24 protein-coding genes are annotated in these 24775 nt (G+C 61.2%); 12 read left to right on the top strand and 12 right to left on the bottom strand.

The genetic code is table 11. The features are described 5' to 3' along the window. Positions 1-624 (top strand): secretin GspD/PilQ domain-containing protein (locus H9642_RS17055; protein WP_491016059.1); only part of this gene is annotated, 624 nt, incomplete at its 5' end. Between the two features lie 33 nt (positions 625-657). Here H9642_RS17055 and H9642_RS17050 read toward each other — a convergent pair. Then, a complete protein-coding gene (locus H9642_RS17050; RefSeq protein ID WP_251837672.1) occupies positions 658-1536 on the bottom strand; it encodes a pirin family protein in 879 nt (292 codons plus the stop codon). 200 nt (positions 1537-1736) lie between these two features. Between H9642_RS17050 and H9642_RS17045 the strand changes: the two genes are divergently transcribed. Further along, positions 1737-2201, top strand: coding sequence for a curlin (locus H9642_RS17045; RefSeq protein ID WP_251837671.1), 465 nt, complete (start codon positions 1737-1739; stop codon positions 2199-2201). Between the two features lie 48 nt (positions 2202-2249). Then, positions 2250-3530: a hypothetical protein gene (locus H9642_RS17040; RefSeq protein ID WP_251837670.1), complete on the top strand. Its 1281-nt coding sequence runs from the start codon at positions 2250-2252 to the stop codon at positions 3528-3530. Positions 3531-3627: 97 nt separating this feature from the next. Here the strand turns inward: H9642_RS17040 and H9642_RS17035 are convergent, their stop codons facing one another. The 9 genes from H9642_RS17035 to H9642_RS16995 form a co-directional block, all read right to left on the bottom strand. Continuing rightward, positions 3628-4458, bottom strand: a complete 831-nt coding sequence (locus H9642_RS17035; RefSeq protein ID WP_251837669.1) for a CsgG/HfaB family protein — start codon at positions 4456-4458, stop codon at positions 3628-3630. Positions 4459-4479: 21 nt separating this feature from the next. Beyond that, entirely contained in the window at positions 4480-4905 is a 426-nt protein-coding gene (locus H9642_RS17030; protein WP_251837668.1) for a curli assembly protein CsgF, read from the bottom strand. Continuing rightward, positions 4902-5255 (bottom strand): curli production assembly/transport protein CsgE, encoded by a 354-nt coding sequence (csgE, locus tag H9642_RS17025; RefSeq protein ID WP_251837673.1) that lies wholly within the window; start codon positions 5253-5255, stop codon positions 4902-4904. Before csgE ends, H9642_RS17030 begins: the two co-directional genes overlap by 4 nt. A gap of 321 nt (positions 5256-5576) precedes the next feature. Further along, positions 5577-6713 (bottom strand): sodium ion-translocating decarboxylase subunit beta, encoded by a 1137-nt coding sequence (locus H9642_RS17020; protein WP_251837667.1) that lies wholly within the window; start codon positions 6711-6713, stop codon positions 5577-5579. Positions 6714-6723: 10 nt separating this feature from the next. Beyond that, positions 6724-8508: a sodium-extruding oxaloacetate decarboxylase subunit alpha gene (oadA, locus tag H9642_RS17015; RefSeq protein WP_251837666.1), complete on the bottom strand. Its 1785-nt coding sequence runs from the start codon at positions 8506-8508 to the stop codon at positions 6724-6726. Positions 8509-8528: 20 nt separating this feature from the next. Then, positions 8529-8774, bottom strand: a complete 246-nt coding sequence (locus tag H9642_RS17010; protein ID WP_251837665.1) for an OadG family protein — start codon at positions 8772-8774, stop codon at positions 8529-8531. 340 nt (positions 8775-9114) lie between these two features. Then, positions 9115-13164, bottom strand: coding sequence for an ATP-dependent RNA helicase HrpA (hrpA, locus tag H9642_RS17005; protein WP_251837664.1), 4050 nt, complete (start codon positions 13162-13164; stop codon positions 9115-9117). A gap of 81 nt (positions 13165-13245) precedes the next feature. Beyond that, entirely contained in the window at positions 13246-13563 is a 318-nt protein-coding gene (locus H9642_RS17000; RefSeq protein WP_251837663.1) for a hypothetical protein, read from the bottom strand. A 99-nt stretch (positions 13564-13662) separates the two neighbouring features. Beyond that, positions 13663-14034 (bottom strand): YkgJ family cysteine cluster protein, encoded by a 372-nt coding sequence (locus H9642_RS16995; RefSeq protein WP_251837662.1) that lies wholly within the window; start codon positions 14032-14034, stop codon positions 13663-13665. 189 nt (positions 14035-14223) lie between these two features. Here H9642_RS16995 and H9642_RS16990 point away from each other — a divergent pair, with 189 nt between their 5' ends. Continuing rightward, the gene (locus H9642_RS16990; RefSeq protein ID WP_251837661.1) at positions 14224-15675 is read left to right on the top strand and encodes a TrkH family potassium uptake protein; all 1452 of its coding nucleotides are present in this window, start codon (positions 14224-14226) and stop codon (positions 15673-15675) included. Positions 15676-15688: 13 nt separating this feature from the next. Here H9642_RS16990 and H9642_RS16985 read toward each other — a convergent pair whose 3' ends face one another. Then, positions 15689-16063: a hypothetical protein gene (locus H9642_RS16985; protein WP_251837660.1), complete on the bottom strand. Its 375-nt coding sequence runs from the start codon at positions 16061-16063 to the stop codon at positions 15689-15691. A 193-nt stretch (positions 16064-16256) separates the two neighbouring features. Here H9642_RS16985 and H9642_RS16980 point away from each other — a divergent pair, with 193 nt between their 5' ends. After that, entirely contained in the window at positions 16257-17555 is a 1299-nt protein-coding gene (locus H9642_RS16980) for an alpha/beta fold hydrolase family protein (protein ID WP_251837659.1), read from the top strand. 26 nt (positions 17556-17581) lie between these two features. Next, a complete protein-coding gene (locus H9642_RS16975) occupies positions 17582-18370 on the top strand; it encodes an MlaA family lipoprotein (RefSeq protein WP_251837658.1) in 789 nt (262 codons plus the stop codon). A gap of 21 nt (positions 18371-18391) precedes the next feature. Here the strand turns inward: H9642_RS16975 and H9642_RS16970 are convergent, their stop codons facing one another. Beyond that, positions 18392-19354, bottom strand: a complete 963-nt coding sequence (locus tag H9642_RS16970; RefSeq protein ID WP_251837657.1) for a lipid A biosynthesis lauroyl acyltransferase — start codon at positions 19352-19354, stop codon at positions 18392-18394. A 207-nt stretch (positions 19355-19561) separates the two neighbouring features. On the opposite strand from H9642_RS16970, the gene minC reads away from it, so the two are divergent. The 6 genes from minC (at position 19562) to H9642_RS16940 (ending at position 24724) form a co-directional block, all read left to right on the top strand. After that, positions 19562-20281, top strand: a complete 720-nt coding sequence (minC, locus tag H9642_RS16965; protein ID WP_251837656.1) for a septum site-determining protein MinC — start codon at positions 19562-19564, stop codon at positions 20279-20281. 92 nt (positions 20282-20373) lie between these two features. Then, complete coding sequence (gene minD / locus H9642_RS16960) at positions 20374-21189, top strand: septum site-determining protein MinD (protein ID WP_251837655.1); 816 nt, start codon at positions 20374-20376, stop codon at positions 21187-21189. Continuing rightward, positions 21186-21437, top strand: a complete 252-nt coding sequence (gene minE / locus H9642_RS16955) for a cell division topological specificity factor MinE (protein WP_251837654.1) — start codon at positions 21186-21188, stop codon at positions 21435-21437. Before minD ends, minE begins: the two co-directional genes overlap by 4 nt. A gap of 145 nt (positions 21438-21582) precedes the next feature. Beyond that, positions 21583-22218 carry an RluA family pseudouridine synthase gene (locus H9642_RS16950; RefSeq protein WP_251837653.1) on the top strand — a complete coding sequence of 212 codons (636 nt, stop codon included), beginning with the start codon at positions 21583-21585 and terminating at the stop codon, positions 22216-22218. Positions 22219-22371: 153 nt separating this feature from the next. Then, the gene (locus tag H9642_RS16945) at positions 22372-23757 is read left to right on the top strand and encodes an adenylate/guanylate cyclase domain-containing protein (RefSeq protein ID WP_251837652.1); all 1386 of its coding nucleotides are present in this window, start codon (positions 22372-22374) and stop codon (positions 23755-23757) included. A gap of 124 nt (positions 23758-23881) precedes the next feature. After that, positions 23882-24724 (top strand): DMT family transporter, encoded by an 843-nt coding sequence (locus H9642_RS16940; protein WP_251837651.1) that lies wholly within the window; start codon positions 23882-23884, stop codon positions 24722-24724. The last annotated feature ends 51 nt before the right edge of the window (positions 24725-24775 follow it).

Raw genomic sequence — 24775 nt, 5'->3', positions numbered from 1 at the left:
ACGCCCAGCCTGCTGACCCTGGACAACCAGCTGGCGGAAATCCTCGTCGGCCAGAACGTGCCGTTCCAGACCGGCTCCTACACCACCACCAGCGACGGCGCCAGCAACCCGTTCACCACCATCGAGCGCCAGGACATCGGCGTCACCCTCAAGGTCACCCCGCACATCAACGAGGGTGCCACCCTGCGCCTGGAAATCGAGCAGGAAATTTCCTCCATCGCCCCCGCCGCCAGCCTGAACACTGGCGCGGTCGATTTGATCACCAACAAGCGCTCGATCAAGAGCACCATCCTCGCCGACGACGGCCAGGTGGTGGTGCTCGGCGGGCTGATCCAGGACGACATCACGCAGAGCGTGTCCAAGGTGCCGCTGCTCGGCGACATTCCCTGGCTGGGCCGCCTGTTCCGCTCGACCACCGACACACACATCAAACGCAACCTGATGGTGTTCCTGCGCCCCAGTGTAATCCGCGACGCCGCCGGGCTGGCGGTGTTATCCGGCAGGAAGTACAGCGATATTCGCATCCTGGGCGATGAAAGCCGCGCGGCGCGGCTGCTGCCCGAGCGGCTCAACCATTTGTTCGACGGCCAGGGCGCTCGTGCCGTCGATCTGCGCGAACCCTAGCGGTTATCTGGGTCCCGCCGCCCACCTCGCCCCTCAGTAATCGCGCCATGGCAAAGGCGGTGCCGCCAAGCGTGGCGCGCTGCCGGCCCCAACCGGAGCAAAGCGGGGGTCGCTGCTTTCCCACTGACGTTGCGCCTCGGCAATGGCGGCCTTGCTGAAGCCCACGAAGTTCCACCACATCAGCACCGGTTGTTCGAAGGGACGCCCGCCGAGCAGCAGTATCTTGGCGCCAGCGGCCAGACTCAGGCGCAGGTGAGCGCGGCCGGGCTTGAAGTAGGCGAATTCGTCGACCTGAACGCACTCTTCATCCACGGTGACGTCGCCACTCATCGGCAGCAGCCCATATTCGAATTCAGTATCCAGCAGCAGGTCGACTGTCGTCGCCGCCTCACAACGAATGTCCAGCCCTACCAGCGGCGAGTACACGTGGGCCGGGGCGCTGCGTTCACCGTAGGTGCCCGCCAGCAGAGTCAGTTGAGCATGGCCCTGCTGCCAATGCGGCAGATCGGTGTAGTGCGCGAAATCCGCCGTGCAATCCTGCGCTTCGGGCGGCAGCGCAATCCACAATTGCGCCAAGTGCAGACGCTGGCCATCGGCTGAATCCTCGGTGTGCACGATACCCCGTCCGGCCGTCATCAGATTGACCGCACCGGGGCGGATGAGCTGCTCGTTACCCAGGCTGTCGCGATGCAGAACTTCGCCCTCGATCAACCAGGTGAAGGTTTGCAACCCCGTGTGCGGATGGGCGCCGACATGCATGCCCTGGCCCGGCGCAAAATCAACCGGGCCGGCATGGTCGAGAAAGCACCAGGCGCCGACCATGCGCTGCCGGCGACTGGGCAGCGCGCGGCGAACGAGCAGGCCCTCGCCGAGGTCGGCGCTGCGGGCTGCGATACGGACGATGGTACTCATCGCTTTTCCTCAATGAATTTCAGCTCTCTTGCGCATACACCGCAGGTACCAGACGCCTTTGCACACTTGCATGCATCGATTTGCCGAAACGTACAACCTGAACCATGCTCTGGCAAATACCAGAGCATCCGCTGTTTTCTGGCAACGAAATGCAGAGCGAGCCGCAGGAAGCGACCGCTAAACAGCCCCAAGGATATGGGATGAAACGCCAACATGCCCCTTTTGCCGCACTTCTAGCCCTGACCCTGCACTGCGGGGCGGCATCCGCCTTTGATCTGCTGGACAACGCCGATCTCGCCGGCGGCGACCTGTACGAGGCGCGAATTTTCATCCCCGGCGAACAGCAGTTGCACATCAGCCAGATCGGCCACTACAACCTTGCCGCAATCGAGCAGTCGGGAGAGTCGTTGCTCGGCAGCATCGTCCAGCAAGGCAGCCACCATGAAGCCTACCTGTTGCAACAGGGAAGCAACTTGATGGCCAGCATCTGGCAACAAGGCTATGGCAACCAGGCGGCCATTGTTCAATTCGGCGTGGGCAACCAGGCAGACATCATCCAGTCCGGAGCACATAACACCGCCAGCATCGAGCAGAGCGGTTCGGGGTTGTACGGCCGGATCACTCAGGTTGGCGTCGGGCAGAGCGCCCATGTTCGTCAGCGCTGAGGCTCACAAGAAGAAAATGCAGTAACCACCACAGCAAGGAGGCAACATATGTTCAGGAAGACCCCTCTCGCAGCAGCGATGCTGATTCTGGCCGCCAGCCCGGTGCTGGCCGACAATTTTTCCCTGCAGATCCAGTCGGGTCAGGAGAACAGCGCAGCCGTCCAGCAGATCGGTGGGCGCGCTAACGTCGTTCAGGGCCAGACCGGCGTTCGCAACGATGCCCAGTCGGTACAAGTCGGCAGTGCCGGCACCGTCGGCCAGGCACAGATCGGTGCCAACAACCGACTCGACGCCGACCAGTACCGAGCCGGCAACGGCAGCCTGATCAAGCAGGTGCAGGACGGCCAGGAGAATGACGGCCACGCCAGCCAGTTCGGCGGCCGCGCCAACACCATCTGGCAGTTCCAGCAGGGCCATGGCCATGACAGTTCCGCTGTCCAATTGGGCGGCGCCCATAACACCGCGACCACTCGCCAGCAGGGCGCATTCAACGATGCCAGCATTCGCCAGGAGCTGCATGGCAGCCACAACCGCGCGCTGATCGACCAGCAAGGTGCGCATCACCAGGCCTCGGCCATCCAGACCCTCAATGACGGTGGCGTCATCGAGATCCAGCAACAGGGCAATCTGCACAGCATTCGTGTCTACCAGTACGACACCGGCAACAACCAGGTGACCACCCTGCAGGACGGCGTGAACAGCTCAGCGCTCATCTCGCAGATCGAACAGGTTGGCAGCCAGATCGATGTGCAGCAGCTCGGCAGTCTGCAAGTAGTCGACGCCCATCAGTTCCAGTCTGACCACAGCCGGATCACCACCCTGCAGACCGGTGAAGCCAACAATTTGTACGTCCAGCAGACCCGGGGCGCAAATCTCTCTGCCACCCTGACCCAGCAGGGCGTAGGCAACCGTCACGAACTTGAGCAGAGCGGCCAAGGCAACACGGCGAACGTCGGCGCCTACGGCGACTTCAACCGCGGCCTGGTGACCCAGACCGGCAGCTACAACGAGCTGTATTTCGACCAGAACGGCAGCGACAACCTGCTGATCGCCGATCAGCGCGGCAGCTACAACAGCTTCGCGGGCAACAGCAGCGGTACGGAAAACGTTGTCAATCTGGATCAGGGCGGCAGCTACAACCGCGCCCACGCCTACCAGAGCGGTCACCTCAACACGGCCGACCTCGTGCAGTCCGGTGGCTTCAACAGCGCCTACGTCGGCCAGGCCGGCTCGCTCAACCATGCGGTCATCACCCAGGCCGGCTACAACCAGGTCAGCAATATCCATCAGTTCGGCACGGCCAACCAGGCCATCACCACCCAGCGTTGACCTTCAGTGCGCAGTCGCCTGCGACTGCGCACGTGCAGCATTAAAAGAAAACCCGGAGCCAGGCTCCGGGTTTTCTTTTGGCGGGACAGCACTCAAGCTAGTGGGTCAGATATTTGCCCAGCGTGGACTCCGCCAGCGCCGTTTGATCGGCGGCCTGCCACAACCTGCGCTCAATGCCTTGGGCGATCAGGTGTGCAACAGCTGCTTCGATGGCCGAGAGCACGCAGAGCTGGGCGGGCTCATTGATCGTATAGCCGGCCTCCACTTCGAGAAGATCCTTGAGTTCGATGAACTTGAACACGCCAGCGCTACGCGCCACCGAGTAGATGGTCTTGCTGGTCATGACGTTGGCCAGCACCTGGCCGCTGCGCACGTCCACCGCCCGCAGGCTCACCGTTACCTGATCGACGCGGTATTCGCTAGACACCCCGATCCCGAGGTAGCGGGCCCCCTCCCCGCCGGTCCGCACGTTGCTGTCGAAGGCGACGATACCCCCCTCCATCACGATATTGGCCGCCTGCAGGGGCGGCAACTCGGCAAGAATGTTGGCCGGTGTGTTGTTCTTCTGTTGCGAGGCGCGGATGATCTTGCGCTCGGTCAACAGGTTTTGCAGCCCCTCGCGCTCCAGCACCATGAACCAGCCGCTGGCTTGCAGGGCGTCCATCAGCATGCTCGCCGCGCCCTGGGTCACGCTGGTGGAAAACGAACTGGCGGGGGTCGGCTTGTATTGCCCTGTCTGGTCGCGGAAGCCGTACAGCGCCGTGACCACCAGCCCCTTTGGCTTGGGCATGTTGACCAAGTCATGATAAGTGGACGCCCTGGGCGTGAGTGTGGGAATTTCCGCATCAAGCTCGGCCGGCATCGGCTCGCGCAACGAACAGCCCTGCAACAACGCGCAGGCCAGTGCTACTGCTAGTAAGGTTCTCATTCCACATCCTTGTTCCATCAATCAGTTCGGCGTCCAGCCACTAAGAACAATTTCCGACACTTCTCCAGTTTTTCGGTCGGTCACCAGGATGCTGAGGATGCCTGAATTGGCGTTATCCTGAATTTCGATAATGAACGCACTGGTGGTCAGGGTGCCGGTTTCGCCGCTCTCGATGTTGGTCATCAATTGCGACAACAGCCGTGATTCCAGCTGGCTGGTGAAGCGTTCCAGCGCCGTGGTACCGGCATAGCCCGCCCCTGGGCCTGGGCTTGAGCTGGAGTGATCGTTCTGCGCCTGGGCGTTGCCCAGCAACCAGGTTCCATTCAGGGGACTGCCTCCGAACGAGGGGTTAATCGGCGTATAGACCAGCTCACTGGCCTGCACGACGCCCAACAAGCCGCCAGCCAGCCACAGCGCGGCGGACCGCGCAATCAAGTGTCTCTTCATAGTTCGTCTCGATCCATGTCCGTGGTGTCCTGCAGAAGAATTTCCAGTCGACGACGGGTCACCGTCTCCTTGACCTGATCGGCTGCGGCATAGGCCACTGCCTGAAGCTCGGCTGTATTGGGCGACAGAAAACGGCGATACACCGTACCCTGCTCGTATTCCACCCACACCAGACTGCCCCAGCGCGCCGAGGGTCGTTCGCGCACTACCAGGTTGAAGTCCAGGCGGCTGATGTCACGCAGCCGTTCGCTAAAGTGACGGTAGAAGAGATGGCCGATGTGAGTGATGGTCTGGTCGACGATGAAGCCCTTGAGCTCATCGTCGACATCCCCGGCGCGGGCGTGCGCCATCGGCAGGACCAATAACAGGCACAAGAGGGTCCGGACCACTTCGGACAGTACGCGGGAGACATCCATGTCGGCGTTCAGCATCCTGCTGCGCGAGAGTCGGCTCTATGGCACGACCTCTAAAAAAGGGCTGTGAGAACTCTAGCCGATGCCTTTGGGATCCGCTTTCACTGGCCGCAAAATGTGACAAGAAATACACAGGCGGAAGAATGCACGCCCCGTGAGGCCCAGATGGACTCGGTGCGCAGCAGAGACCGACCAGCCCACCGGGCTCGCCAAAAAAGAACCCCGCACCAGGCGGGGTTCTGACGAAGCAAACGCCGATCAGCCAACGAAGCTGAGCAAGACCCCGGCCGCCACGGCCGAGCCGATCACTCCAGCCACGTTAGGCCCCATGGCGTGCATGAGCAGGAAATTTTGCGGGTTGGCCTCCAGGCCGACCTTGTTTGATACCCGCGCCGCCATAGGCACCGCCGAGACACCGGCCGAACCGATCAGCGGATTGATCTTGGTGGTGCTGAAGCGGTTCATGATCTTGGCCATGATGATCCCCGCCGCAGTACCGCCCGAGAAGGCCACCATGCCCAGCGCCAGGATGCCCAGCGTCTTCATCTGCAGGAAGGCATCGGCGGACAGCTTGGAGCCGACCGTCAGGCCCAGTGCGAGGGTGATGATGTTGATCAGCGCATTGCGCGAGGTATCCGCCAGGCGATCCACCACGCCGCATTCGCGCAGCAGATTGCCGAAGGCGAACATGCCGATCAGGGGCGCGGCGTCCGGCAGCAGCATGCCGACCAGCAGGCACAGCAGCAGCGGGAAGATGATCTTCTCCACTTGGCTGACATGCCGCAGCTGGGTCATGACGATGGCGCGCTCCTCCGGAGTGGTCAGCGCGCGCATGATCGGTGGCTGGATCAGTGGCACCAGCGCCATGTAGGAATACGCGGCCACGGCGATCGGGCCAAGCAGGTCCGGTGCCAGCTTGGAGGTGACGAAGATCGAGGTGGGGCCATCGGCACCACCGATGATGGCGATTGACGCCGCTTCCTTGAGCGTGAACTCCATACCGGGGATACCACTGGCGGTCAGCGCCAAGGCGCCCAGCAGTGTGCCGAAGATGCCGAACTGTGCGGCGGCGCCGAGCAGCAGCGTCTTGGGATTGGCCAGCATAGGACCGAAATCAGTCATGGCGCCAACACCCATGAAGATCAGCAGCGGGAACACGCTGGTCGGCAGGCCCACCTCATAAAAGAGATTGAGGATACCGGCCCCCTCGGCCATGTTGGCCACCGGGATATTGGCCAGGATGCCGCCGAAGCCGATGGGAATCAGCAGCAGCGGTTCAAAGCCTTTGCGAATCGCCAGGTAGATCAGCCCGATGCAAATCGCCATCATCAGGGCCTGACCAGCCTCAAGATGGTACAGGCCGGTGCTCTGCCAGAGCGTGAGCAACTTTTCCATGGAACGCTCCTTAAGCGATGCTCAGCAGGGAATTGCCGACCGACACTGCGTCACCGACCTTGACGTCGACCGACGCGACGGTGCCTGCCCTGAAGGCACGAATCTCGGTTTCCATCTTCATGGCCTCGAGAATCACCACCAGATCGCCCTCCTGGACCATCTGCCCAGGCTGCACCAGCACCTTGAAGATGTTGCCGGCCAGCGGAGCCGGCTGCGGCTCGCCTGAGGTCGGCGCCGAAGCGGCTGCCGCTGCGGCCGGTTGTCCCGCAGCGCCATTGAGTGGCTTGATGCCTTCGATGTCACCACCGTCGTTGACCTGCACCACGAAGGACTTGCCGTTGACGTCCACGGTGTAGACCTCCGGCTTGCCGGCCTCGCGGGGCGCCCGCTCCTGGCCGTTTGGCACCGGCTCGAAGGCCGCCGGGTTGCCACGGTTCTCGAGGAACTTCAGGCCGATCTGCGGGAACAGCGCGTAGGTCAGGACGTCGTCGATTTCATCGGCGGCCAACGTGATGCCCTTCTCCCGTGCGATGCCCTTGAGCTCGACGGTCAGCTTGTCCATCTCGGCGTCAAGCAGGTCGGCCGGACGGCAGGTGATGGCCTCGGCACCCTTCAACACACGGGTCTGCAATTCGGCATTGAACGGCGCCGGCGCTGCGCCGTACTCACCCTTGAGCACGCCGGCGGTTTCCTTGGTGATGGATTTATAGCGCTCGCCAGTGAGCACGTTGATCACCGCCTGGGTGCCGACGATCTGCGAGGTGGGAGTGACCAGCGGGATGAAGCCCAGGTCCTCGCGCACACGCGGGATTTCCTCGAGCACCTGGTCGAACTTGTCCAGCGCACCCTGCTCCTTGAGCTGGCTTTCCATGTTGGTCAACATGCCGCCGGGCACCTGGGCAACCAGGATGCGCGAATCGACGCCGCGCAGGGTGCCTTCGAACTTCGCGTATTTCTTGCGCACCTCGCGGAAGTAGGCAGCCACTTCTTCGAGCAGTTCCAGATTCAGGCCGGTGTCGCGCTCGGTGCCCTGGAAGATCGCCACCACCGACTCGGTTGGCGAATGGCCATAGGTCATGGACAGGGAGGAGATTGCGGTGTCGACGTTGTCGATACCGGCTTCCACGGCCTTGAGGATGGCCGCAGTGGACAGCCCGGCGGTGGCGTGACACTGCATGTGCACCGGAATAGTCAGGCTGGCTTTCAGCCGCGAGACCAGCTCATAGGCCTGGTACGGCGTGAGGATGCCGGCCATGTCCTTGATGGCCACCGAGTCGGCGCCCATGTCCTCGATCTGCTTGGCCAGGTCGACCCACATCTGCAGGGTATGCACCGGGCTGGTGGTGTAGGAAATGGTGCCCTGGGCGTGCTTGCCCTGGCGCTTCACGGCGCGCAGCGCGGTGTCCAGGTTGCGCGGGTCGTTCATCGCGTCAAATACGCGAAACACGTCCACGCCGTTGATCGCGGCGCGCTCGACGAACTTTTCCACCACGTCATCGGCGTAGTGCCGGTAGCCGAGCAGGTTCTGGCCACGCAGCAGCATTTGCTGGCGGGTGTTGGGCATCGCCTTCTTCAGCTCGCGGATGCGCTCCCAGGGGTCTTCACCCAGGTAACGAATGCAGGCGTCAAAGGTCGCCCCGCCCCAGCTTTCCACCGACCAGAAACCCACCTGATCAAGCTTGGGCGCGATCGGCAGCATGTCTTCCAGACGCACACGGGTGGCCAGGATGGACTGGTGGGCGTCACGCAGCACCACGTCGGTAATGCCGAGCGGCTTCTTGTTCGAAACGGTCATTGGATGTTCCCTTTCCCGGGTCAGGCGCGGCGCGCGCGGTGGAGATGGATTGCGGCCTTGATCGCGGCCAGGGTGTCTGCATCGGCATCGACAGCGGAAGCCGCCCGAATAGGTGCCGGAGTCGCCGCCGGCTCGCTGACAAAGCGAGCGGTGAGGAATGACATCAGGCGAATGCAGTAAATCAGAAGAACCAGAAAGACAAAGACGGATCCCATGCCAAATAGCATGATCTCTACGCCTTCGAGCAGAAGTTGGCTGGTCTGCATGCAACTCTCCGAAGGGCGCCCTTATGGAGCGCCGTCGTTATTGTTTGGAGTGATTGACTCGGTTCTTGGCAACAGTCGGTGACGGAGTCAGTATGGCCAACTGCCCACGCTACCTAGGCGGATCGAAGCGAGTCAATGATTATCGCCGGGAAAGACGAGCCGAACGCAGTCTTTTGTTTTGCCGAACGGAAGGTTGGCCAAAGCTCAATGAGGCGCTTCGCCCTCCAGAGGCCATGGTGCCGCGACGATGTGTCGCAGCCAGCAGCAGCGCCCCATGCGCGGTTTCTCCGCTAAACCCAGCAACTCGCAATCTCTCCTGAAGCAGCTGCGGTGTCATGTTTCAGCCTTCCACCGCTGCCCACTGCTTGCTCAAGCGTTTGTCCGACACCGCCATCTTCGTGCCCAACTGCTGGGCGAACAGCGAGACGCGGTATTCCTCCAGCATCCAGCGGTACAGCACCAGATTCGCATCGCGCTTGCCTTCCTGCTGATGCTTTTTGAGACGGGCCTGGTACTGCTCCCAATAGCCAGCCAGTTCGCCACTCCACACACGATCACGCTGTAGCTGGCTGCCCACCTTGTCGAGGCGCTGTTCGATGGCCTTGAGGTAACGCGGGTATTCCTTGAGCCATTCGTGCGAGGTGTCGCGCACGAAACCGGGGTACACCAGGTTGCCCAGCTGCGCCTTGATGTCGTTGAGCGCCACCGCCTGGGCCAAGTCGATACGCCCCTTGAAGCGCTTTTGCAGACTGTGCCAGAGCTTGAGAATCTCCAGGGTGAGCCGAGCCAGGCGTTCGGCGTGCTCGGTCCAGGCGCCGCGCTTTTGCTCGGCCAGGGTGGCCAGGACTGCACCGTCGCGGGGTAGCGGCGCAACGCCGTCGAGAATGCAGCCGTCCAGACTGGCCAGCAGAATATCCTCGACCAGCGCGTCAATACGCCCCAGGTCGCGGTACAGCAGGCCCATGTCGGTCAGTCCGGGCAACTTGCCGCGCAAGAATTTCGCCTGTTCGCTCAATTGTTGCAGCAGCAGGCGCTGCAAGGCGCGGCGGTGCTGGTAGTCGGCTTCGGCCTGGGTGGGGAAACGCCCTTCCTTGACCACCCCAGCCTCTTCCACCAGCGCCGGGAATACCGTCATCGACAGGCCGGCGATGCGTTGCTGGGTAGTTTCCGCCACCTCGGCAAAGGCCTTGGCTTCGACGGGCCGTTGCGTCTTTTCGGTCTGGGGAATGGCCAGCGCCGCCTGGCTGGCGTCGGCGAAGCGTGCGGTGAGTTCGGCCAGGTCGCGGCCTTCGCCGAGGAACTTGCCCCGCCCATCGACGACTTCGATGTTCATGCGCAGGTGGCTTTCCACAGCGGAGAGCGCATGGGCCCACGCCTCATCCGAGACGCGGGCGCCGGTCATGCGCAGCAATTCACGGCCCAGCGCCTCGGGCAGCGAGCCCTCGCCGAAGGTGATTTTCGACAGTGCGGCACGCACGAAATCCGGCACCGGCACAAAATTCTTGCGCATCGCCTTGGGCAGCTCGCGCACCAAGGCGATGGCCTTGGCTTCGATCAGGCCCGGCACCAGCCAGTCGAGGCGTTCGGCGGGCAGTTGCGGCAGCAAGGGTGCAGGCACGCGCAAAGTCACACCGTCGCGCGGGTGATTAGGCTCGAAGTGATACGTGAGCGGCAGTTGTAGCGTGCCGATGCGCAACAGATCGGGGTACTGGGCGGCGGTGATTTCGCTGGCGTCGCGGGCCAGGACGTCTTCCTCACGCATCACCAGCAGCTGCGGATCCTGAGCGCTCTCGCGCTTGTACCAGCTTTCGAAGGTGGCGGTCTGGTAGATGTCCGCCGGCAGGCGTGCATCGTAGTAGGCGAACAGCGTTTCCTCGTCGGCGAGAATGTCGCGGCGGCGGGCCTTGGCTTCCAGTTCGTCGAGCAGCTCCAGCAGGTCGCGATTCTCGCGCAGGCACTTGGCGCGGCTGTTGATTTCACCCCGTACCAGACCCTCGCGGATGAACAACTCACGAGCCGCCGGTGGGTCGATGGGTCCGTAATGCACCGGACGCTTGCCCACCACGATCAGCCCGTACAGAGTGACCTGTTCGAACGCCACCACCTGGCCGCGCTTCTTCTCCCAGTGCGGCTCGAAGTGGTTTTTCTTGATCAGGTGGCCCGCCAGCGGTTCGATCCAATCCGGCTCTATCTTGGCCACCATGCGCGCAAACAGCTTGGTGGTTTCCACCAGTTCGGCGGCCATCAGCCATTGCGGTTTCTTGCGACCGAGCACGCTGGAAGGGTGTACCCAGAAGCGCCGCTGGCGGGCGCCGAGAAAATCGCCGTCTTCGGTTTTCTGGCCGATCTGGCTGAGCAGGCCAGCGAGAATCGCCTTGTGCACGGCGGCGTAGCCTTTGGCGCGCAAGGCGGCTTCAGTGGCTTCGGCCTGCTGATTGAGCTTGGCGTTGAGCTTGGTATCGGTGGTGGGTTTTATAGGCGTGCTGGCCTGGGGCGCAGCTGCAGCACGTTGATCGCGCGCTGGCTCGCCCCGACCGGCTTTGGAGCTCCCGGACAGTTGCAGCTCACGGCAGATCAACGTGAGCTGGCGATGGGCATCGCGCCATTCGCGCAGGCGCAGGTAATTCAGGAAATTTCTGCGGCACCAGCTGCGCAGGGCGCTGGAGCCGAGGGCCTGGCGCTGTTCCTCAAAGCCGCGCCACAGGTTGATCAGCGCGGCGAAATCCGAATCCACGTCCTTCCACTGCGCATGGGCCTGGTCGGCGGCCTGCTGCCGGTCGGAAGGGCGTTCGCGCACATCCTGCACCGACAGCGCACTGGCGACGACCAACACCTCGTCGAGGCTGCCCTGCTGCGCGGCTTCCAACAGCATTCGGCCCAGGCGCGGGTCGATGGGGATGCGCGCCAACTGACGGCCCAACGGGGTCAGCTGGTTTTCGCGGCTGACTGCTGAGAGTTCCTGCAGCAGGTTGAAGCCGTCGCTGATCGCCTTGCCGTCCGGCGCCTCGATAAAGGGGAAGTCAGCGATATCTCCCAGGCGCAGGTGCAGCATCTGCAGGATGACGGCGGCCAGGTTGGTGCGCAGGATTTCCGGGTCGGTAAATTCCGGGCGACCGAGGAAATCTTCCTCGCTGTACAGGCGAATGCAGATGCCCGGCTCGACGCGTCCGCAGCGGCCCTTGCGCTGATTGGCGCTGGCCTGGGACACCGCCTCGATGGGCAGACGCTGCACCTTGGCGCGATAGCTGTAACGGCTGATGCGCGCGGTGCCGGAGTCGATCACGTAGCGGATGCCTGGCACGGTCAGCGAGGTTTCCGCGACGTTGGTGGCTAACACGATCTTGCGCCCGGCGGCCGGCCGGAAGATGCGCTGCTGCTCAGCCGGGCTCAGCCGTGCGTACAGCGGCAGGACTTCGGTGAAACGCAGGTTGGCCTTGCGCAGCACCTCGGCGGCGTCGCGGATCTCCCGTTCGCCGGGCAAAAACACCAACACATCGCCGGGACGCTTGCCGATGGATTTTTCATGGACCTCGATCTCGGCCAGCGCGGCGAGGATGCCCTGATCAACGCTGAGGTCGTCCTCGACGCGGTTGCCGTCTTCATCGGTTTCGGCAGTCAAGGGCCGGTACCAGGTTTCCACCGGATAGGTTCGCCCGGAGACTTCGATGATGGGCGCCCCGTTGAAATGCTCGCTGAAACGTTCTAGATCGATGGTCGCCGAGGTGATGATGACTTTCAGCTCGGGGCGGCGTGGCAGCAGTTTTTTCAGGTAGCCGAGCAGAAAGTCGATGTTCAGGCTGCGTTCGTGGGCCTCGTCGACGATCAGCGTGTCGTATTTTTCCAGGAAGCGGTCGTGCTGGGTTTCAGCCAGCAAGATGCCGTCGGTCATCAGCTTGATCAGCGTGCGATCGGTGCTTTGATCTTCAAAGCGCACCTGGTAGCCGACCAGCTCGCCCAACGGCGTGCCGATTTCTTCCGCTACGCGGGTCGCCACGCTGCGCGCCGCCAGCCGGCGCGGCTGGGTATGACCGATCAGGCCATGCACGCCGCGGCCGATCTCCAGGCAGATCTTCGGCAACTGGGTGGTCTTGCCCGAGCCGGTTTCGCCGGCAATGATCAGCACCTGGTGTTTTTCCAGTGCCGCCTTAATCTCATCGCGCTTGGCGGCGATGGGCAATTGATCGTCGTAGCGGATCGACGGCACGCTCATGCAGCGCGTCTCGACCTTGGCCACGGATGCCTGGAAACGCTCCAGCCATTGCGCCAGCTTCGCCTCATCACCTTTTTTCTGCAGGTCGAGCAGTTGGCGTCGCAGGCGATGGCGGTCCGCCATGAAGGCTTGGTCAAGGGTGTTCAGCAAGGTACCAATGGCGGGGGTGGCGTCGGTCATCAGGCAATCGCGGTTAAATCGGAGGGGCGCGATTGTCGCAGATTTCGCCGCCAGGGGCGCAGCCTGCCCCTGATGCGCTGATCAGCGCTCCCCTGCCGGTGTCTGCTCAACAGCCTGGCCAGGCTGCGGCGCAACGTGGAAAACCAGGGTGATACCGTCTCCAGTGCCGTCGCCAACCACCGAGCCGGCTACCGGTTCGGCATGCACCGCGCGGCCTGGGTAGGCTTCGCACAACCGCCGCTGGGCCACGGTGCTGATATGGTTCAGCAGCGCCGTGAATTGCGCGTCACGCGGCACGATGAAGTGCAGGCTGATGCGCTGCGCCTCGGCTCCTTGGGGCAGTTCTGCCAGCCCGCAGGTGTTCCACTGATCATTGACGTAGGCTTCGGCACCTTTCATGCGGCTCTCCCCAAGGTCTGTTGATTATCGGACCCTGATTCGCGCAAAAGATCGCCTTTTGCTTAATTTCCCCCAGCCGCTGCCGTAAGGCCCAACAAATCAAGCGACCCGGTCTGGCGATACATGCGGTTGCAGCGGTGGCGTGAGCGGCGGCAGGCCATGGGCGGCACGGGCGGCGTCGCAGCGCGGGTTGTGCTCGCCGTTCTCCCAGGATGCAGCAAACTCGCGGCACGGGCTGGAACGCTGCTCATACATGGAACAACGCACGCCAGAGCCCACCTCGCCCAGCAGGGCAACACAACGAGCCGGCTTGCTGTCCGTACCGATCATCGCGGCATGGTGTGGGGAAATCTGTATGACCCGGTCATCCGGGACAATACCGCCGGCGGAGCGACATTCGCCCCAGTAAAACGAGACACGAAAATACGCGCAGCAGGCACCGCACGCGAGACACGGGTTATCTTGGGACATGAGATTTAGACTCAGAAACCGACACTGGCCGGCGCCGGATAATTTCCAACATCCGCGTTTTCCTGTGAAGGGGGGCACGAAAAAAAATTCACTAAGTCCGAGCCATACGCCCTGCAGGCCCGCGGTTTACAGCGCGCCGGCCCCGAGTAGAATGGCGCCCTTTCATCTTCTTGAGTCCGAGCCGCCTCCATGGCCCTGTCGACCCTGCGCATCATTGGCTTCATTCTCGGTCTCTTCCTGATCACCCTGGCCGCCAGCATGCTGCTGCCCATGGTTGCCATGCTCTGGTACGGCCACCATGAAGACATCGGCGCGTTTCTCTGGTCCAGCCTGATCACCTTTGTCGTCGGCCTGGCACTGACCCTGCCCCGACGGCCGCAGAACGCGCACTTGCGCCCTCGGGACATGTACCTGTTGACCACCTCGAGCTGGTTGGTGGTGGGCCTTTTCGCCGCGCTGCCCCTGGTGCTGATCCGCAACCTCAGTTTTACGGATGCTTTTTTTGAAAGCATGTCCGGCATTACCACGACGGGCGCCACGGTACTTTCCGATCTGGATGCAAGCTCACCGGGCCTGCTGCTTTGGCGCTCGCTGCTGCAGTGGCTGGGTGGCATCGGCTTTATCGCCATGGCGGTTGCGATCCTGCCGCTGCTGCGCGTGGGTGGTATGCGCCTGTTCCAGACCGAATCCTCAGACTGGTCGGAAAAGGTCATGCCGCGCTCCCACATGGTGGCCAAGTATTTCGTGGCGATCTACGTGCTGTTCACCCTGCTGGGCACGCTGGCGTTCCACCTGACTGGCATGGGCTGGTTCGATGCCGTCAACCACGCGATGACCTCGGTGTCGACTGCCGGCTTTTCCACCTCGGACGCTTCACTGGCCACATTCCCCAAAGCGACCCATTGGGTGGCGGTGGTGCTGATGGTGCTCGGCAGCCTGCCTTTCGTGCTCTACGTATCGACAGTGCGGGGTAACTACCGGGCGCTGATTCGCGACCAGCAGGTGCGGGGCTTTCTGCTGGTCCTGGCCGGGGTCAGCCTGCCGTTCAGCCTGTGGTTATGGTTGAACTCGGACTACGCCTTCATCGATGCGCTGCGTATCGCCACGGTCAACGTGGTGTCGATTGTCAGCACCACCGGCTATGCCTTGGGCGACTACACCCAATGGGGCGGCTTCGCGGTCATGGTGTTTTTCTACCTGACCTTTATCGGCGGCTGCTCCGGCTCCACCAGTGGCGGCTTGAAGATTTTCCGTTTCCAGGTGGCCTATTCATTGCTCAAGGCCAACTTGCAGCAATTGGTCCATCCGCGCGCGGTGATCAAGCAGCAGTACAACGGCCACAATCTGGACGAGGAAATCGTTCGCTCGATCTTGACCTTCTCGTTCTTCTTCACCATTACCATCGGCTTCATCGCCCTGGGCCTGGCCCTGCTTGGCCTTGATCCGCTGACGGCGCTGACCGGCGCCGCCACCGCGGTGTGCAACGTCGGTCCGGGCCTGGGCCCGATCATTGGCCCTGCCGGTAATTTCTCCACCTTGCCGGACATGGCCAAATGGCTGCTGGCCATCGGCATGCTGCTCGGCCGCCTGGAAATCATTACCGTACTGGTGCTGATGACCCGCTCGTTCTGGCGGCATTGAACAAAGGCGACTGTTAGTTGCTCTCGCTGGGGCTCGCCCTGACCAGGCGCAGGCTGGCGATCACCACGGCAAAAGCACCCAGCGTAGCGCTGTACAGGACCAAAGCCGCCAGCCCGAGTAGCAATCCTACCAACGCCAGCCGCGCACCGACCCGACCGGCAAGCCAGAATGCCGGCAGCGCCGCCAGCAAGGCCGCCCAGGCCAACACACTAAAATGGATCAGCCAGCCAAGCCAGGAGCGCAACTGACATTGCCAATCACCTGACGTCTCGGCACACAGGCCGACCCAGCGGCTGTCCTCGAGAAAGATGAAGCGCAACCCATACAACGCCAACAGCCACAGTGGCAACGCAAGCAACATCACCAGCAAGGGCGAACCACGACGCATTTCAATCTCCTCAAGGCAGTCACACTCCGAACCAAAGAGCCCAACCGATTCGCCCAGCGTAGACACCCTGTCTGACCAGGCCGTGGCTGGTTCGCGCAGTCAACGGCATACTCCGGTGACTGCCAGCACTTTGCCCCCTCAGGCGTGGTCATACATCCGAACAGCGCCCCACCCGCCAGCAAGAGACCAACCCATGCCGTATTTTCTCCGCCTGATAGCCCTGCTGGGCTGCCTTTTGACCAGTACGGCGTCGATGGCGGTGGATATACCGATGCAGGAATACGGTTTCCCCCTGCGTAATCCGTTCGAGGCGACCATTGCCGGCACCCCCCCGGAGCTGCGCCCAAGTCTGCTCGAAGACGATGAGATTGATCAGAAGGACTACAGCATCACGGTGCGCCCAGATCGCGAGTACGAATTGCCGGACAATTTCTGGGCGGTAAAAAAACTGCGCTATCGCCTGGCAGTGCAGCCGCAGCCGGCACCGCTGATTTTCATCATTGCCGGCACCGGTGCGCATTACGCCGCCGGCAACATGGAAGTGCTGAAGAACGTGTTCTATCAGGGTGGCTTCCATGTCGTGCAGCTCTCCTCGCCCACCAGCTATGACTTCATGGCCTCCGCTTCACGCTATGCCACTCCGGGATTTTCCAGCGAGGATGCCGATGACCTGTACCGCGTCATGCAGGCCATTCGCGCCCGTCACCCGGACCTGCCGATCACCGAATTCCACCTCACGGGCTACAGTCTCGGCGGCCTGCATGCGGCGTTTGTCAGCCACCTGGACGAGACCCGTCGCGCCTTCAACTTCAAGCGCGTATTGCTGCTCAATCCGCCGGTCAATCTGTATACCTCGGTGCGCAATCTCGACATGCTGGTGCAGACCCAGGTGGAGAACGTGACCAACGCCGCCACGTTCTACGAGTCGATGCTTAGCAAGCTCACACGCTACTTTCAGCACAAAGGCCATATCGATCTGAACGAGGCACTGCTCTATGACTTCCAGCTGTCGCGCCAGCGCCTGAGCAATGAGGAAATGGCCATGTTGATCGGCGCATCGTTCCGTTTTTCCTCGGCCGACATCGTCTTCACCTCTGACCTGATCAATCGCCGTGGCCTGATTACCCCGCCCGATTACCCAATCACCGAAAGCACCGACATCACCCGCTTCTTTCGCCGGGCGCTGCTCTGCGACTTCGACTGCTACATCACCGAGCAGTTGATCCCGATGTGGCGCACCCGTTTGAATGGTGGCAGCCTGCAGCAGATGGTCGATGCGGTAAGCCTTTACGCCCTGCAGGATTACCTGCAGAGCAGCGACAAGATTGCCGTCATGCACAACGCCGACGACATCATTCTTGGGCCCGGCGACCTCGGCTTTCTACGCCGCACCTTTGGCTCGCGACTCACCGTCTACCCCCTTGGCGGGCATTGCGGCAACCTGAATTACAAGGTCAACACCCAGGCCATGCTCGACTTTTTCCACCATTGAGGGCGCGGCCCAAGGAATCAAAGCCCATGATCCGATTGCCTGTGCCACCGACCTTGAGCGGTTCGAGCTTAGCCCTGCTGCTGTCGCTGTCCTTGCCCCTGGCGGCGCAAACCGTCGATGAAGATGGGTTCACCCGGCCGCTGGAACACCTGAAGTTCAACCCAGGCCTGGATCAACGCGAATTCGAGATTTCCACGCTGGCTGCCCTGGCCATCTACGACCCTTGGGAGCCGTGGAACCGGCGCGTCTATCACTTCAACCATCGCTTCGACGAGTGGGTATTCCTGCCGGTGGTACGCGGCTACCAGAGCGTCACGCCACGGGTGGTGCGCAGCGGGGTGAGCAATTTCTTCAGCAACCTCGACGATATTGGCAATCTGTTGAACAGCGCGTTGCAGCTCAAGGGCCAGCGCTCGATGCAGGTCACCGCGCGCCTCTTGTTCAACACCACGTTCGGAGTATTCGGCCTCTGGGACCCCGCCACGCGCATGGGCCTGCCCAAGCTGAAAGAAGACTTCGGCCAGACCCTCGGCCGTTATGGCGTGCCCCACGGACCTTATGTGGTGCTGCCCTTCCTCGGCCCGTCAAACCTGCGCGATACCGGCGGGCTTGTGGCCGATTTCAGCATGGAGAGCCCGATCAATTTTCTCAATGTCAGTGAGGCGAGCGGCCAGCATCCGGAAATCTACCTGCTGCGCGCTGTGGATACCCGCTATACCACAGCCTTTCGCTATGGCCAGCTCAACTCGCCCTTCGAGTACGAGAAAGTCCGCTACGTGTACACCCAGGCCCGCGAACTGCAGATCGCAGACTGAGGGCCACAGCTGGCGCGCCTCTCAGTTTCTTGGTGTGCGCTTGCGGCGTCGGATACGCTTGGGGTACAGCTTGGGATCATCCTTGTTCGGGCGCGTCTTGAAGCGCCGATGCGCCCACAGGTATTGCTCAGGACAGGCACTGATCACCTGCTCCACCCAGTGATTGATGCGCAGGCAATCAGCCTCCTCGCTTTCGCCAGGGAAGCTTTCCAGTGGCGGGTGGATGACCAACCGATAGCCCGAGCCATCCTTGAGGCGCTGTTGCGTGAAGGGCACCACGCGTGCCTTGCCCAGGCGGGCAAACTTGGTCGTCGCCGTCACGGTCGCGGCGGGAATGCCGAACAACGGCACGAAGATACTTTGCTTGCGTCCGTAGTCCTGGTCCGGTGCATACCAGATGGCGCGGCCGGCCCGCAGCACTTTGAGCATGCCACGCACGTCATCGCGCTCGATCGCACTGGCATCCAGGTTGATACGTTCCCGTCCGTTACGCTGGATGAAGTCGAACAGTGGATTGGCGTGTTCGCGGTACATGCCATCGATGGTATGACGCTGGCCCAGTAACGTGGCGCCGATTTCCAGGGTAGTAAAGTGCGCAGCCATGAGAATCACGCCCTGGCCTTCCGCCTGCGCCTGGCGCAAATGTTCCAGCCCCTCGATATGGGCCAGTTTTTTCAGACGCGTCTGCGGCCACCACCAACTCATTGCCATTTCGAACAGGGCGATCCCACTGGACGCGAAATTGTCCCTGAGCAGACGTGCCCGCTCCGCCGCAGTCAACTGCGGAAAGCACAACTCCAGGTTACGCGCGACGATTTCACGCCGCTCACTGGCGAACCAGCGCATGAAGGTTCCCAGCACACGCCCCAGCCTCAGCAGTACTGCATAAGGCAGTTGCGCCACCAGCCAAAGCAGACCGACTCCCAACCACAGCGGCCAGAAGCGAGGGTGTAGAAAATACAAACGAAAGCGGGGACGTTCCATGCATAAGCTCGAATATCGTGGAAGGTTCGCCATTCTACCGACAAACACAGCGCCAGGCGGCACCGCTTAATGAGGATGAGTTATGGCAAGCGATGCGGAAAAGGCGGGAAGCACAGAATGCGAGCGTCTGATAATGCGCACTTCTGCCTAGCATATGGTCACGTTTCCGGCTATAAATCCCGGCATTTATCGTGAAGCGGGCACACCATGAGCGCAGCCGAAGCAACTGAGCAAGACCCCGTGTTCCAGCTCAAGGGCAGCATGCTGGCAATCACTTTACTGGAACTCACTCACAACGATCTGGAACGGCTCGATCGGCAACTGGCGGACAAGGTTGCCAAGGCGCCCAATTTCTTCTGCAACACTCCACTCATCCTGACGCTGGATAAGCTCGCGGACGATGCGGGTCCGGTAGAGCTGAAAAAAGTAATGGCACTATGCCATAAATATGGCTTGAGCACACTCGCCATACGCAGTCAGCGTCCTGCCGATCTGGCGCTGGCTGACGTCCTCGACCTGCCCGTCCTGCCTCCTTCCGGAGCCAAGGAACGCATCATCGAACTGCCCGTCAGGAAAAAGGCCGAAGCCGAACCGGCACGCCCCAGCAAAATCATCAGTAAGCCAGTGCGCGGTGGTCAACAGATCTACGCACAAGGTTGTGATCTCATTGTGCTAGGCCCGGTGAGTCCAGGAGCGGAACTTCTCTCAGACGGCAATATCCATGTTTACGGACCCTTGCGCGGGCGAGCGCTCGCGGGGATCAAGGGAGACGGGCGCGCACGGATATTTTGTCGTCAATTGAGTGCCGAACTGGTCTCGATAGCGGGCCATTACAAGGTTGCCGAAGACTTGCGCCGGGACCCGTTATGGGGACAAAGCGTGCAAGTCAGTCTGCTGGGGGATTCATTGAACGTGACACGCCTTTGACAGATACTTTCCGCCTTGCCTGCAGGGACCGGAAAGGGAACCGTACTACTTTTTCTACGTTCCCGTTTTCTTATTATTAGGGGTACATCATCTTGGCCAAGATCCTCGTTATTACTTCCGGCAAGGGAGGCGTTGGCAAAACCACTTCCAGCGCTGCCCTCGGTACCGGACTCGCCCTGCGCGGGCATAAAACCGTCATCGTCGACTTCGACATCGGCCTGCGCAATCTCGATCTGGTCATGGGTTGCGAGCGTCGCGTCGTGTACGACTTCGTCAACGTAATCAATGGCGACGCCACCTTGAATCAAGCCCTGATCAAGGATAAGCGGCTGGACAATCTTTACATCCTGGCCGCCAGCCAGACCCGTGACAAGGATGCCCTGACCCTGGAAGGCGTTGGTAAGGTCATCGAAGAGCTGTCGAAGACCTTCGAATATGTGATTTGCGACTCGCCGGCCGGTATTGAGAAGGGTGCGCACCTGGCCATGTATTACGCCGACGAGGCTATCGTGGTAACCAACCCGGAAGTCTCGTCGGTGCGCGACTCGGACCGCATGCTCGGCCTGCTAGCCAGCAAGTCACGCCGCGCGGAGCAGGGCGAGGAGCCGATCAAGGAGCACCTGCTGCTGGCGCGCTACAACCCCGAGCGCGTTACCAAGGGTGAAATGCTCGGCGTCGATGATGTCGAGGAAATCCTCGCCATTCGCCTGCTGGGTGTAATTCCCGAGTCGATCTCGGTGCTCAAGGCCTCCAACCAGGGCGTTCCGGTCATCCTCGACGAACACAGCGACGCCGGCCAGGCCTATAGCGATGCAGTGGACCGCCTGCTGGGCAAGGAAGTGACGCATCGTTTTATCGATGTGCAGAAGAAAGGATTCCTGCAACGCCTGTTTGGAGGCCGCGAATGAGCTTTTTTGACATGCTTCGCGAACGTAAGAAAGACACGGCCTCGATCGCCAAGGAACGCCTGCAGATCATCGTGGCCCATGAACGTGGCCAACGCAGCCGTCCTGATTACTTGCCCTCATTGCATAAAGAACTGATTGCAGTAGTACGTAAATACGTGAATATCACTGACGATCAAGTGCAAATTTCCCTGGAGGATCATGATAATTGCTCCATTCTGGAAGTGAACATTTCGTTGCCTGATCGCTGATCCCGCATTATCCCGCACGGCGATTGCGCAAGTGGCTGCCCACAGCCGCTTGCACAATCGCCGTTTGCGTTACTAAAAACCGCTGAATGACCTTTGCGCGATGCCGTGCTGCGTTTTTCACCGGCCTGTTTTACGGACCCCCAAAATGCCCCTGTCGCAGATCGAAATCGTTCACCAGGATGACGCGCTCCTGGTCATCAACAAACCCACCTTATTGCTCTCCGTACCCGGCCGCGCCGAGGACAACCGCGACTGTCTGGTGACTCGCCTGCAAGAGAATGGTTATCCGGAAGCCCGAATCGTGCACCGCCTGGACTGGGAAACCTCTGGCCTGATCGTATTGGCCCGCGACGCTGACAGTCATCGCGAGTTGTCGCGCCAGTTTCACGACCGTGAGACCGAAAAAGCCTATACCGCCCTCTGCTGGGGCGAGCCAGAACTGGACAGTGGTCGTATCGATTTGCCGCTGCGCTATGACCCGCCAACCAAACCACGGCATGTGGTTGATCATGAGCTGGGACGCCATGCCCTGACGTTCTGGCGTGTGCTGCAACGCTGCGGCCAGTACAGCCGCGTCGAATTGACCCCAATTACCGGCCGTTCACACCAATTGCGCGTGCACATGCTGAGTATCGGTCACCCACTGCTGGGCGACGGCCTGTACGCGCACGAACAAGCGCTGGCCGCCTACAAGCGCCTGTGCCTGCATGCCAGCATGCTGACGGTGACACACCCAGTGAGCGGAGAGCGGCTGCGCTTTGAAAGCCCAGCGCCGTTCTAGAGGCTCCCATCGCCAATAAAACGTCCTTTCTTCACAGTATTTTTTTGACTGGTCGCACAAACCCGACTTGGTTATGATCCATAGGTCAGCGACCATGCTGCCTTTCAATCGCCCGGCAGAGGCGTCAAGTATACATAGGGATTTGTTGCAGTCATGAAGACGTCTACTCCCGTCCAATACCGTCAGTTCGTGCAGCCATTGCGCGATTACTATTCCAGGGTGTTGGCCTATATCGTGGCAGCGGCCACGGTGGCGGCCGGTACTCATGCTGAGCATTTTCAGACCGATATCCTGTGGGTCGTGCCCTACGCCCTGTTGTACCCCCAGGTCATTCACCTGTTATGCCGCCCCTTGCAACGCAAGTTTCCGCAGAAAACCAACTTGTCGTTGTTGCTGATCGACGCCGTGCAGATGGGTATTGTCATCGTCTTGATCGGCTTTTGCGTAGTGCCCAGCTTGATGCTGGTATTGATCCTGGTGTTCAGCGCGCTGGTAGGAGGTGGCTTGCGTGCTTTCAGCGTGGCGCTGCTGGCCATGATCAGCTCGGCCCTGTTGTTCAGCCTGGCCTTCCCCCCGCATCTGCAATTTGAAACGCCTGACCAGGTAGCCCTGGTGAGCATTCTGTTCAGTGCCTTGTACATCTGCATCTCTGCTTATTTCGTCCACCAACAGAGCCTGAGCCTGCACAAGGCGCGCATCGAAATACGGCATGAACAGGAGAAGACATCGCGCCTGGCCCACAGCCTGGCCAAATACCTGTCGCCGCAACTCTGGGAGTCGATCTTCAACGGCAAACGCAGCGTACGCCTGGAAACCCAGCGCAAAAAACTCACCGTGTTTTTCTCCGACATCAAGGGCTTCACCGAATTATCCGAAGAGCTTGAAGCCGAAGCTCTGACCGACCTGCTCAACACCTACCTAAACGAAATGTCCAAGCTAGCGCTCAAGCATGGCGGCACCATCGACAAGTTCGTGGGCGACTGCGTGATGGTGTTCTTTGGCGACCCAAACACCGAGGGCGCAAAGAAAGATGCCCTGGCAGCCGTTTCCATGGCCATTGCCATGCGCAAGCACATGAAAGTGCTGCGCCAGCAATGGCGCGCCCAGGGCATCACCAAGCCGCTGGAAATCCGCATGGGCTTGAACACCGGTTACTGCACGGTGGGTAATTTCGGTGCCGAAACCCGCATGGACTACACCATCATTGGCCGCGAAGTGAACCTGGCCAGCCGCCTGGAAAGCGCCGCTGACACGGGTGAAATCCTGATTTCCCACGAGACTTATTCGCTGGTGAAGGACGTGGTCATGTGCCGCGACAAGGGACAAATCGCCGTCAAGGGGTTTACGCGACCGGTACAGATCTATCAGGTGGTCGACTTGCGCCGCGACCTGGGCTCTACTTCCAGCTTCATCGAGCATGAATTGCCGGGCTTCTCCATGTATCTGGACACCAACGGCATTCAGAACTTCGACAAGGACCGCGTCATCGTCGCGCTTCATCAGGCTGCGGAAAAGCTTCGCGACAAGGTCATTCTTTAATTACTGCATCTGATCGCCCGCCCCCCCGCGCACAGGAGCGACGGGTCAGAATTTCAATTCGTTTTTTCCTAGCGACCACGGTCCATCATTCATTTTTTCAAGTCTTGCCCGTTTTGGAGTTTTCATGACCCCTCGTCAAGCCCTGTTGGGATTGCATATCGGCGCCCTGGCGTTCGGGCTGACCGGGGTCTTCGGCAAACTGGCGCTGGCCGCCCCCGTGGTGATTGTCTTTGGTCGAGCCCTGTTTGCGGTACTCAGCTTGGCACCCTTCGCTCGGCTGCGGGCCGGCGAGCAGCGACCCACGGCCAAGCAACTCTGGATGCTGATCGGGGCCGGCCTGTTGCTGGGTGGCCACTGGCTGACCTTCTTTCACGCGGTAAAAGTCTCGGGTGTCGCTATAGCCACGCTCGGCTTTGCCAGCTTTCCCGCCTTCACCGTGCTGCTCGAAGGGCTGCTGTTTCGCGAACGCATCCGTCTACGCGAGTGGTTCATGGTGGGCCTGGTAACCCTCGGCCTGGTACTGGTTACTCCCCACTTCGATCTGGGTAGCGACGCCACCGGCGGGTTGCTCTGGGCGGTTTTGTCCGGCCTGCTGTTCGCCCTGCTGTCCCTGGCCAACCGGGCCACGGTGAAAGGGCTCAACCCTTTCCAGGCCGCCTTGTGTCAAAACCTGACCATTGCCCTGTGCCTGCTACCCCTGGCCTGGAGCGCCCTGCCCCACGTTCGCCCGTTGGACTGGCTGTGGCTGCTGATTCTCGGTGTGTTCTGCACCGGCATCGCCCACAGCCTTTTCGTCGCCAGCTTGAGCGTGCTGAAAGCGCGCAACGCCGCCCTGATCTTTTCGCTGGAGCCGGTGTATGCCATCGGCTTCGCCTGGTGGCTTTTCGATGAACAACCCACCTGGCGCATGGCGGGCGGTGCGGCCTTGATCCTCTCGGCCATTTTCATTTCCATCCGCAAGCGCTGAGCTGGGCTGGCAGCGCTGCTATGCGCCCGCATAGGCAGCGAGTGGCCTTTC

The sequence above is a fragment of the Serpens gallinarum genome (genome assembly GCF_014836765.1).
Taxonomy (GTDB): domain Bacteria; phylum Pseudomonadota; class Gammaproteobacteria; order Pseudomonadales; family Pseudomonadaceae; genus Serpens; species Serpens gallinarum.
The sequence above is the reverse complement of the archived record's forward strand: the minus strand, read 5'-3'. Positions and strand labels throughout refer to the sequence as shown.

Coding starts and splice junctions, on each gene's coding strand:
- H9642_RS17050 (WP_251837672.1), bottom strand. CDS start 1,536: ATGAGTACCATCGTCCGTATCGCAGCCCGCAGCGCCGACCTCGGCGAG.
- H9642_RS17045 (WP_251837671.1), top strand. CDS start 1,737: ATGAAACGCCAACATGCCCCTTTTGCCGCACTTCTAGCCCTGACCCTG.
- H9642_RS17040 (WP_251837670.1), top strand. CDS start 2,250: ATGTTCAGGAAGACCCCTCTCGCAGCAGCGATGCTGATTCTGGCCGCC.
- H9642_RS17035 (WP_251837669.1), bottom strand. CDS start 4,458: ATGAGAACCTTACTAGCAGTAGCACTGGCCTGCGCGTTGTTGCAGGGC.
- H9642_RS17030 (WP_251837668.1), bottom strand. CDS start 4,905: ATGAAGAGACACTTGATTGCGCGGTCCGCCGCGCTGTGGCTGGCTGGC.
- csgE (WP_251837673.1), bottom strand. CDS start 5,255: ATGGCGCACGCCCGCGCCGGGGATGTCGACGATGAGCTCAAGGGCTTC.
- H9642_RS17020 (WP_251837667.1), bottom strand. CDS start 6,713: ATGGAAAAGTTGCTCACGCTCTGGCAGAGCACCGGCCTGTACCATCTT.
- oadA (WP_251837666.1), bottom strand. CDS start 8,508: ATGACCGTTTCGAACAAGAAGCCGCTCGGCATTACCGACGTGGTGCTG.
- H9642_RS17010 (WP_251837665.1), bottom strand. CDS start 8,774: ATGCAGACCAGCCAACTTCTGCTCGAAGGCGTAGAGATCATGCTATTT.
- hrpA (WP_251837664.1), bottom strand. CDS start 13,164: ATGACCGACGCCACCCCCGCCATTGGTACCTTGCTGAACACCCTTGAC.
- H9642_RS17000 (WP_251837663.1), bottom strand. CDS start 13,563: ATGAAAGGTGCCGAAGCCTACGTCAATGATCAGTGGAACACCTGCGGG.
- H9642_RS16995 (WP_251837662.1), bottom strand. CDS start 14,034: ATGTCCCAAGATAACCCGTGTCTCGCGTGCGGTGCCTGCTGCGCGTAT.
- H9642_RS16990 (WP_251837661.1), top strand. CDS start 14,224: ATGGCCCTGTCGACCCTGCGCATCATTGGCTTCATTCTCGGTCTCTTC.
- H9642_RS16985 (WP_251837660.1), bottom strand. CDS start 16,063: ATGCGTCGTGGTTCGCCCTTGCTGGTGATGTTGCTTGCGTTGCCACTG.
- H9642_RS16980 (WP_251837659.1), top strand. CDS start 16,257: ATGCCGTATTTTCTCCGCCTGATAGCCCTGCTGGGCTGCCTTTTGACC.
- H9642_RS16975 (WP_251837658.1), top strand. CDS start 17,582: ATGATCCGATTGCCTGTGCCACCGACCTTGAGCGGTTCGAGCTTAGCC.
- H9642_RS16970 (WP_251837657.1), bottom strand. CDS start 19,354: ATGGAACGTCCCCGCTTTCGTTTGTATTTTCTACACCCTCGCTTCTGG.
- minC (WP_251837656.1), top strand. CDS start 19,562: ATGAGCGCAGCCGAAGCAACTGAGCAAGACCCCGTGTTCCAGCTCAAG.
- minE (WP_251837654.1), top strand. CDS start 21,186: ATGAGCTTTTTTGACATGCTTCGCGAACGTAAGAAAGACACGGCCTCG.
- H9642_RS16950 (WP_251837653.1), top strand. CDS start 21,583: ATGCCCCTGTCGCAGATCGAAATCGTTCACCAGGATGACGCGCTCCTG.
- H9642_RS16945 (WP_251837652.1), top strand. CDS start 22,372: ATGAAGACGTCTACTCCCGTCCAATACCGTCAGTTCGTGCAGCCATTG.
- H9642_RS16940 (WP_251837651.1), top strand. CDS start 23,882: ATGACCCCTCGTCAAGCCCTGTTGGGATTGCATATCGGCGCCCTGGCG.